Here is a 7,789-nt window from a genome sequence, read left to right as displayed (position 1 = left end):
CATACCTAGCCGTGAGGAAAGGTTAATGCAAAAAAGTCCTTTCCATTATTGATGAAGGTCTCGGTTCGAGGACCGGCAATATATTGTATTGTCTTTGAAGGAGTGGATCATGCGGGAAGAACGCGTATCTGAACGTATCGTGGAGCGGCCCACCACTACTGTGGTGGAAAGCCGTCGCGGCAGCGGCGCCGGAATCATCCTGGGTGTCATCCTGGTCATTCTGGCTGCCATCGCCGTCTATTTCGTGGTGGTGAACAGCAATAACGAAACGCGCGAAAGCGACGCGGTTAGCGAAGCTGCGCGCGATGTCGGCCAGGCGGCACAAAGTGTCGGCGATGCCGCCACGACAGCGGCTGATCAGGCCCAGAGGTCGGACGAACGGTAATTCTTTTCCTCTCCCTATGAGAGAGGGAATAAGTTGCTCAACGCTCCCGTAGACGGGGCATGAGTTCTACGAAATTGCAGGGCTGGTGACGGCTGTCCAACTGGCTTGCCAATATGCCGTCCCAGCCATCCTTTACAGCACCGGTGGAGCCCGGCAGCGCGAATATATAGGTTCCGCGCGCTACACAGGCGCTGGCGCGGGACTGGATCGTGGACGTGCCGATCTTCTGAAAGCTGATCCAGCGGAACAACTCGCCAAATCCCGGAATTTCCTTGTCCTGGACCTGGGCAAGCGCTTCCGGCGTGACGTCGCGGCCTGTGACGCCCGTCCCTCCCGTCGTAATGATGCAATCGATCTCCGGATCGTCGATCCATGCGTGGAGGCGGGAGACAATGGCTTCCTTGTCGTCCCGCTCCAGATAACGGGTGGCGACGACATGGCCAGCGGCCTCGATCCGCTCGACCAGCGTATCGCCCGAGGTATCATTGGCGGCCGTGCGGCTGTCCGATACCGTCAGCACGGCAATTCGCACGGGTTTGAAAGGGCGGCTTTCGTCAATCGGCACTGAAGGACTTCCCATTGGGGTCAAGGCGAATGGCAGTTGCGCCGGACATGCCGGGGAAGCGCGGCCAGAGACCCTGGGCCAGATCGGCAAGGCTGCTCGCCTTTTCCCCTGCCTGCCGCTGATACATCCAGTAATTGCGCATGACGATGGTCACATAGGCGCGGGTTTCATAATAGGGAATGGATTCGATGAAGAGCAGCGGGTCTCCATTGTCCCGAATCTCCATATTCCATCTGCCGACCGAGGCTGGCCCGGCATTATAGGCGGCCATGACCTTGGGGAGCAGACCTCCGGTCGCCGATGCGTCACGCAGGCTTTCCAGATAGCGCTGGCCATATTCCATGTTGACGGCGGGGTTGTCGAGCTGAGCCGGGTCGGCGGCGACGCCATAGCGGCTGAACATCAGCCTTGCGGTTCCGGGCATGACCTGCATCAGACCCCTTGCCCCCGCCGGGCTGACCACTGAGGCCCGGAAATTCGATTCCTGCAGCGCGTGGGCGAAAACCAGCGCCCGGTCCACCCGCCAGCCGCTATTGGGCTGCCATTTCGGCGCCGGATAGCGGGCATAGCTGTCCGGCCGCTGCCCATAGGGCGCATTGTGCGCCAGCCAAAGCTGGGTTTCGGGCAGGCTGAGACCACGGGCGAGGTGAAGCAGCGCCTCATGTTCATTGACCACGCCAATGCGAGCCTGATGCCGCAGCACGTCGTCGGCAAGCGCGTCCTCGCCGATTTCGACCAGGGCTATCGATGTGCGCACGTTGGAATGATTTTTGAGCCGCGCCCAATCATCCTCATCGAACTTTGGCGTCAGCGGCTTCACCGCGGGCTGGATCGCCAGTGCTTCGCTCGCAAGCATGCCGTAAAAGGTCTCGTCGAGGCGCGCCGCATTGCGCATCAGGGGCTGGACCTTGGCGGCATTGCCGCAGGCCATATGGCTGCGCCCGGCCCAATAATAGCCAGCCGCGCGCATATCGTCATTATCGGAGCGGAAAGCCACATTTTCGAAGGCATTGGCGGCGGCGTTGCAATCATTCTGGCGCCACGCCGAGAGCCCCGCCACCCAATGGGCCTGGGCGAGCCAGGGGCCAGAGCCACCCTGCAACGCTCTTTCCGCCACCCGCCGGGCATTGGCGTCGTCATTTTCGATATAATAGGACCATGCAACCCGCTGACGCCATTCGGTGAGCGCTTCGGGCGTGAGGCCGGCTTCGCCTGCGCTCAGAAGGGACTCGGCCCCGGCGGGGTCATCATTCTTGATGAAGGGAAGAATTTGGGCCCCCAGCGCCTGGGCGGCTGGGTCCTCGTGGATGGTGGCTGTAACCTTCCGGCGCGGCGATCCTGGAAACCAGGCGAGCCTTTGTACCTGGGGCAGGGAGGGCAGCATCTGCGCGCCGCGCTTTTGCGCCAGGCGCGAGAGCCGCTCCGCCTGCGGAAGTGCGGGGGCCTGGTTCAACAGGTCCAGTACGTCGAACAACTCGACCTTGGGCGAATTTTTCGCAAGGTAAAGTTCGGCCAGTGCCACCGGGCGAAGCACATTGTCGCTCGCCGCCTGCAGCATCGCCTTTGCCTCGATCCATTGCTGCGCGCGAATGGCGCTGAAAATCGCACGGTAGCGGGAGCGTTCGTTTTCGCTGAGCTGGCCGGGAATGGACGAGGCGGAGGTCCGTTCGGCCGGAATGGGAACCGCTGTCGGGCTGGCCGCGGCCGGAAGGGCGGCACTGGCCAGCAAAGCAGCAAGGAAAACGACGCCAGACTTCAAGAACAGGCTTCCTTCATGAAAATTTGCAGATCTTTCCAGCATTCCGCCTTCGCGGCGGGCTGCCGCATCAAAAAGCGCGGGTGGAAAGTGGCTATGGCGGAAACTGTGCCATGTGCATGGTTAACAGAGTGTAACTTTCCGCGTCCACCCCCCGCGTCTGCCGATAGCAGGGCACGGCTCGTCTTGTCTCCAAGCAGCAGGAGCTTGGTGGGTGCGGCAAGCGCGATGTGGTGATGCATGATCTTCGCGAGCATCTGGGCGCTGGAGGCGTGCAGCAGACCGCCGGGAGGCCGTGTGGCCCCCAATGAGCAAAGATAGAGCTTCTCGCGTTCCAGTCCTATGGATCGCATCATGCGGTCAAACAGCTTTCCGGTGCTGCCCGAGAGCAGTGTCCCCGCCGCCATGTCATCGCCATCCGGTACATCGGAAATCACCATTATGCCGATGTCCGATGGAGGTTCGGGAAGGATTCTGCTTCCCGGCCAGGCCGCTTCGGGAACTTCGGCGCTGCTTCGGCGCCATTCAAGAAATTCCGCGAGCGTTCCAGGCATCTCGCCTTGGGAACCGGTCTTTTCCGATCTGACTCTTGCAGGTTCAGTCTGCATTTGTGCAGACGGTGCAAGCCACGCCGCCTTCTGATCGGAGACAGGCACCGTAACTCCGGCCAGTTCCCACCAGCCGATCAGATTGCCGATTGAATCATTTTGTCGAAAAGCCACCATTCCCCGCATGCCATATTACAGTCTGAGGTTGACGAAAGGGTCAATAATTGGACATCGGGTTATCTGGTCAAGCGTGAACAAAGCAAGGCGGCCCGAACGGTGTCGGCTGCCATGAGGAGATGACAATGAGTGACCGGGATTCGATGCCCTATGACGTGGTAATTGTCGGGGGCGGGCCTGCGGGTTTGTCGGCGGCCATACGGTTGAAGCAACTCGCCGTTGAAGCGGGGCAGGAGCTTTCCGTCTGCGTCCTGGAAAAGGGTTCGGAGATCGGCGCGCACATCTTGTCGGGCGCGGTGGTCGATCCCAAGGCACTGGATGAGCTGTTGCCGGAATGGCGCACGCAGGGTTGTTCGTTGGCGGAGGTTCCCGTCAATGACAATCAGCACTGGTTCCTTTCAGCGACAGGCAAATGGGAAATGCCCCATCTGCTGATGCCGCCCTTCATGAGCAACAAGGGCACCTATACAGGTTCGCTGGGCAATCTCTGCCGCTGGCTGGCCGAGCAGGCCGAGGGCCTGGGTGTGGAGATATTCCCCGGCTTTGCGGCGGCCGAGATCCTCTACAATGAGGATGGCTCAGTCAAAGGTGTGGCCACTGGCGACATGGGTGTGGCGCGTGACGGCAGTCGGAAGCCCGACTATCAGCCGGGCCTTGAACTGCACGCCAAATACACCTTCTTTGCCGAAGGGGCACGCGGGCATCTCACCAAGATATTGAAGCGCCAGTTCGATCTGGAGGCGAATTGCCAGCCGCAGACCTATGGCATTGGCCTCAAGGAGCTGTGGGACATCGATCCCGCAAAACACGCGCCGGGCCGCGTCATCCATACTCAGGGCTGGCCGCTGACCGATGCCTATGGGGGCGGTTTTCTCTATCATCAGGCAAACGGGCAGGTGGCCCTGGGCTTTGTTGTGGGGCTCGGTTACAAAAATCCCTGGCTTTCGCCCTTCGAGGAATTCCAGCGGTGGAAGCAGCACCCGAAGATTCGCGAGATATTGGAGGGCGGCCGCCGCGTCTCCTATGGCGCGCGGGCCATCAATGAAGGCGGCTGGCAGTCGGTTCCCAAGCTCAGCTTTCCCGGCGGCGCGCTCATTGGCTGCTCGGCGGGCTTCGTCAACGTGCCGCGGATCAAGGGCAGCCACACGGCGATGAAGTCGGGCATGCTTGCCGCCGAGGCCGCTTTCGCAGCCATAGCTGCCGGCCGCGAGGGCGACGAACTTGCGTCCTATGACGAGGCGGTCAACAATAGCTGGATCGCAACGGAGCTGAAGCTGGTTCGCAACGCGCAGCCATCGCTGGAGAAATTCGGCGGCACTTTGGGCACGCTCGTTGCCGGCACCGACATGTGGATGCGGATGCTGAAAATGGGCCTGCCGGTCACCATGAAGCATGAGCCCGATTATGCGAAGCTCTGGCGCAAGGATCAGGCGCACAAGATCGAATATCCCAAGCCAGACGGTGTGATCAGCTTTGATCGCCTCTCTTCGGTATTCCTTTCCAGCACCAATCATGAGGAGGATCAGCCGGTCCATCTGCAATTGCAGGACCCGTCCATCCCCATTGATCAGAACTTGCCGCTTTATGACGAGCCCGCGCAGCGTTATTGTCCTGCTGGAGTCTATGAGGTGGTGGGATTGGAGGAAGGGTCGCCCCGGTTCCAGATCAACGCGCAGAACTGCGTCCATTGCAAGACGTGCGACATCAAGGATCCGGCCCAGAACATCAACTGGGTCGTACCGGAAGGCGGCGGAGGGCCCAATTATCCCAATATGTAAGACTTTCCTGGCTTCGCTGATCCTGCCTTTGGGGCTGGCCGGTTTCGCTGCGCCTGCCCTTGCCAGCCGGAATGTGGAGAGGGAAGCGCTGCACGATTATGCCCGGGCGCGCCTTGCCGATGGTGATGGCGCGCTTGGTGCATCAGTGGCAAGCTACAAGCGGGCGCTGTCCATTGATCCTGGGAGCGCCGTTCTGGCGCTGCGGTCCTATCGTCAGGCGCTGGAGAGTGGCGACAAGAAACTTGCCCTCCGGGCGGCGCACATATTGGACGGCGAACTGGCGCTGCCCCCGGACGGCACCCTGCTGCTGTTGTCGGAGGCGCTGCAGGAGAAGGATTGGACTGCGGCGGACGCCTTGACCCAGCGGCTGGTTGCCGAGCGCAATTTCGCCTTTCTGGCGCCGATCGTCACTAGCTGGATTTCGCTGTCCAAAGGGCAATATGCCCCGCTTGTGCTGCCGCAGGAGAAGAGCATTGCCTCGCTGACGCGCCGCTATGTGGCGGAGCACCAGGCGCTGCAATATCTCGCCCTCAAGGATGCGGAGCAGGCTTTGCCGCTGGTGCAGCAAGCCGTGGCTTTGCGTACCAACCTGCTGCTGGGCTTTCGCATGACCGCTGCGGCCAGGCTGGCCAGTCTCCGCTGGAAGGAAGCAGCGGAGGGCCTTCTCAATATCCGCAGCAAGGATGCTGTCCGGTTCCGCCAGGCCATCGAGGCAGGCAAAAGGCCGCGGCGGCCGGAGGTCAGCACCGCCGCCCAAGGCTATGCCCGGCTGCTCTTCCGGCTTGCAGAAGATCTGTCGGGCGAAAACAGCCGCACATTGGCCCTGACCATGGCCCGCATTGCCTCTTTCACTGATCCGAAGGCCGACGAATATCGGGTCCAGGTGGCGCGGGAACTCGTCAATGCGGGCCAGCCGGAGCTTGCCTATCGAGAGCTTAGCCGCGTCAACGGTAAGTCTCCTGTCGCCTGGTCGGCCAATGATGTGCGCATCGCGGCTGTGCTCGACATGGGAAACAGCGATATGGCGCTTGCGATGGCTCAAAAGGCCGTTGCCGTCTCGGGCGCGGATTCTGGAGATTATATCCGGCTGGCTGGCTTGTTTTCCCGCCGCGACGAGCATCAGGCGGCGGCCGATGCCTATCAACAGGCGATGGATATATTCGGCGAAAGCCCGCTCCCTTGGACCCTGCACCTGCTGAAGGGCGGCGCGCTGGAACAGGCAGGGCGTTGGAGTGAAGCCAAAGCGGAACTGGAGAAAGCCGCCGCGCTGGCGCCCAATGAACCGGTGATCCTCAATTATCTGGGCTATGCCCAGATCGAACGGCGGCAGAATGTCGGGCAGGCACTGGCGCTGATCGAAAAGGCCAGCGACCTGCGCCCCGATGACGCGGCGATCACAGATTCGCTCGGATGGGCGCATTATGTGAATGGCGACGTCAAGAGCGCCATTCCCGTACTGGAAAAGGCGGTTGCCGGTGCCCCCTCCGATGCGACGGTCAATGAACATCTTGGCGATGCCTATTGGGCGGCGGGGCGGCGTTTCGAAGCGCGCTATTCCTGGAACGCAGCCTATGTCTTCGCCGACGAGAATGGGCAGAAGCGGATAGCCAAGAAGATCGAGCTGGGCTTCCGGCCGGATTTTGCTGCGCCATGAGGGTTATCCCCGCCCGCGCGGAAGTGACGATCAGCGTCTGAAATGCTTACCGAAACCGCTTATGCGAAGATCAATCTTGCCTTGCATGTCCGTGCGCGGCGGGCGGACGGCTATCATGAGATAGAGAGCCTTTTCGCCTTTGCCGAGGATGGCGACGCACTTGCTGCCGAAACGCGGCGGGACGGGCGGATCAACCTGTACACCGAGGGACCCTTTGCGGCGGGTTTGAGCGCGGGGCCCGACAATCTGGTGGCGCGCTCGGCGGAGGCGCTGCAACGGGCCTATGCTGTGCAGGCGGGCGCCAATATCCGACTCACCAAGAATTTGCCCGTTGCTTCGGGTATCGGCGGCGGCTCGGCGGATGCGGCCGCAACGCTGCGGCTGCTGGCGCGGCTGTGGGATATCGACCCCGGTTTCGCTCAACCTTCCGAAGCCGGCGATAGATTCCCGTCTTCGGGGGAGCTGTTCTCCCTGGCGGCGGGGCTTGGGTCGGATGTCCCCGCCTGCCTCGTCAGCCGAACGCTGGTGGGCACCGGCAGGGGGGAGGCGTTGGACCTGCGCGACATTGCCGGCCTTTCAGGCAAGCCTCTGCTGCTCATCAATCCGGGGAAGGCTCTTTCCACGGCGGCGGTTTTTGCTGGCTGGGATGGGCAGGATCGCGGCGCTCTCCGTTGCGTAAGCCTTGAGCAGATCGCGGCGGAGGGGCGTAACGACCTGCAGGGGCCCGCTATGGATATTGTGCCGGAGATAGCGCAGGTGCTGACCGCGCTTGGGGCGATCGAGGGGATCATCCTCGCCCGCATGTCAGGTTCTGGAGCAACCTGCTTCGCCCTCATGGAAGATGAAGCGGCCCTTGCGCGCGCCGCTGAGACCCTGCAAAGGGTGCACCCCGACTGGTGGGTGATGACGTCCAGGGTGCGCTGAAA

At 61.7% G+C, this 7,789-nt stretch carries 7 protein-coding genes; 4 read left to right on the top strand and 3 right to left on the bottom strand.

Annotation, left to right across the window (positions count from 1 at the left end; genetic code table 11):
* The first annotated feature begins 109 nt into the window (after positions 1–109).
* On the top strand, positions 110–385 hold the full coding sequence (locus VJS46_RS05845; protein WP_324058516.1) for a hypothetical protein: 276 nt from the start codon (positions 110–112) through the stop codon (positions 383–385).
* Between the two features lie 37 nt (positions 386–422).
* On the opposite strand, the gene moaB is transcribed toward VJS46_RS05845, so the two are convergent.
* The 3 genes from moaB to VJS46_RS05830 are packed head-to-tail and all read right to left on the bottom strand — an operon-like array spanning position 423 to position 3,440.
* Positions 423–950, bottom strand: a complete 528-nt coding sequence (gene moaB, locus VJS46_RS05840; protein WP_324058514.1) for a molybdenum cofactor biosynthesis protein B — start codon at positions 948–950, stop codon at positions 423–425.
* The gene (locus VJS46_RS05835) at positions 940–2,751 is read right to left on the bottom strand and encodes a transglycosylase SLT domain-containing protein (protein WP_414707971.1); all 1,812 of its coding nucleotides are present in this window, start codon (positions 2,749–2,751) and stop codon (positions 940–942) included. The genes moaB and VJS46_RS05835 overlap by 11 nt, the downstream gene beginning before the upstream one ends.
* Positions 2,706–3,440, bottom strand: coding sequence for a uracil-DNA glycosylase family protein (locus VJS46_RS05830; protein ID WP_324058510.1), 735 nt, complete (start codon positions 3,438–3,440; stop codon positions 2,706–2,708). Before VJS46_RS05830 ends, VJS46_RS05835 begins: the two co-directional genes overlap by 46 nt.
* A gap of 116 nt (positions 3,441–3,556) precedes the next feature.
* Here VJS46_RS05830 and VJS46_RS05825 point away from each other — a divergent pair, with 116 nt between their 5' ends.
* The 3 genes from VJS46_RS05825 to VJS46_RS05815 are packed head-to-tail and all read left to right on the top strand — an operon-like array spanning position 3,557 to position 7,787.
* Entirely contained in the window at positions 3,557–5,209 is a 1,653-nt protein-coding gene (locus VJS46_RS05825) for an electron transfer flavoprotein-ubiquinone oxidoreductase (RefSeq protein ID WP_324058508.1), read from the top strand.
* Between the two features lie 28 nt (positions 5,210–5,237).
* On the top strand, positions 5,238–6,863 hold the full coding sequence (locus VJS46_RS05820) for a tetratricopeptide repeat protein (protein WP_324058506.1): 1,626 nt from the start codon (positions 5,238–5,240) through the stop codon (positions 6,861–6,863).
* Between the two features lie 42 nt (positions 6,864–6,905).
* On the top strand, positions 6,906–7,787 hold the full coding sequence (locus VJS46_RS05815) for a 4-(cytidine 5'-diphospho)-2-C-methyl-D-erythritol kinase (RefSeq protein ID WP_324058504.1): 882 nt from the start codon (positions 6,906–6,908) through the stop codon (positions 7,785–7,787).
* Positions 7,788–7,789: the final 2 nt, after the last annotated feature.

Source organism: Rhizorhapis sp., from assembly GCF_035276005.1.
Taxonomy (GTDB): domain Bacteria; phylum Pseudomonadota; class Alphaproteobacteria; order Sphingomonadales; family Sphingomonadaceae; genus Rhizorhapis.
Note: the sequence above shows the minus strand (reverse complement) of the source record. Positions and strands in the feature narration are given on the sequence as shown.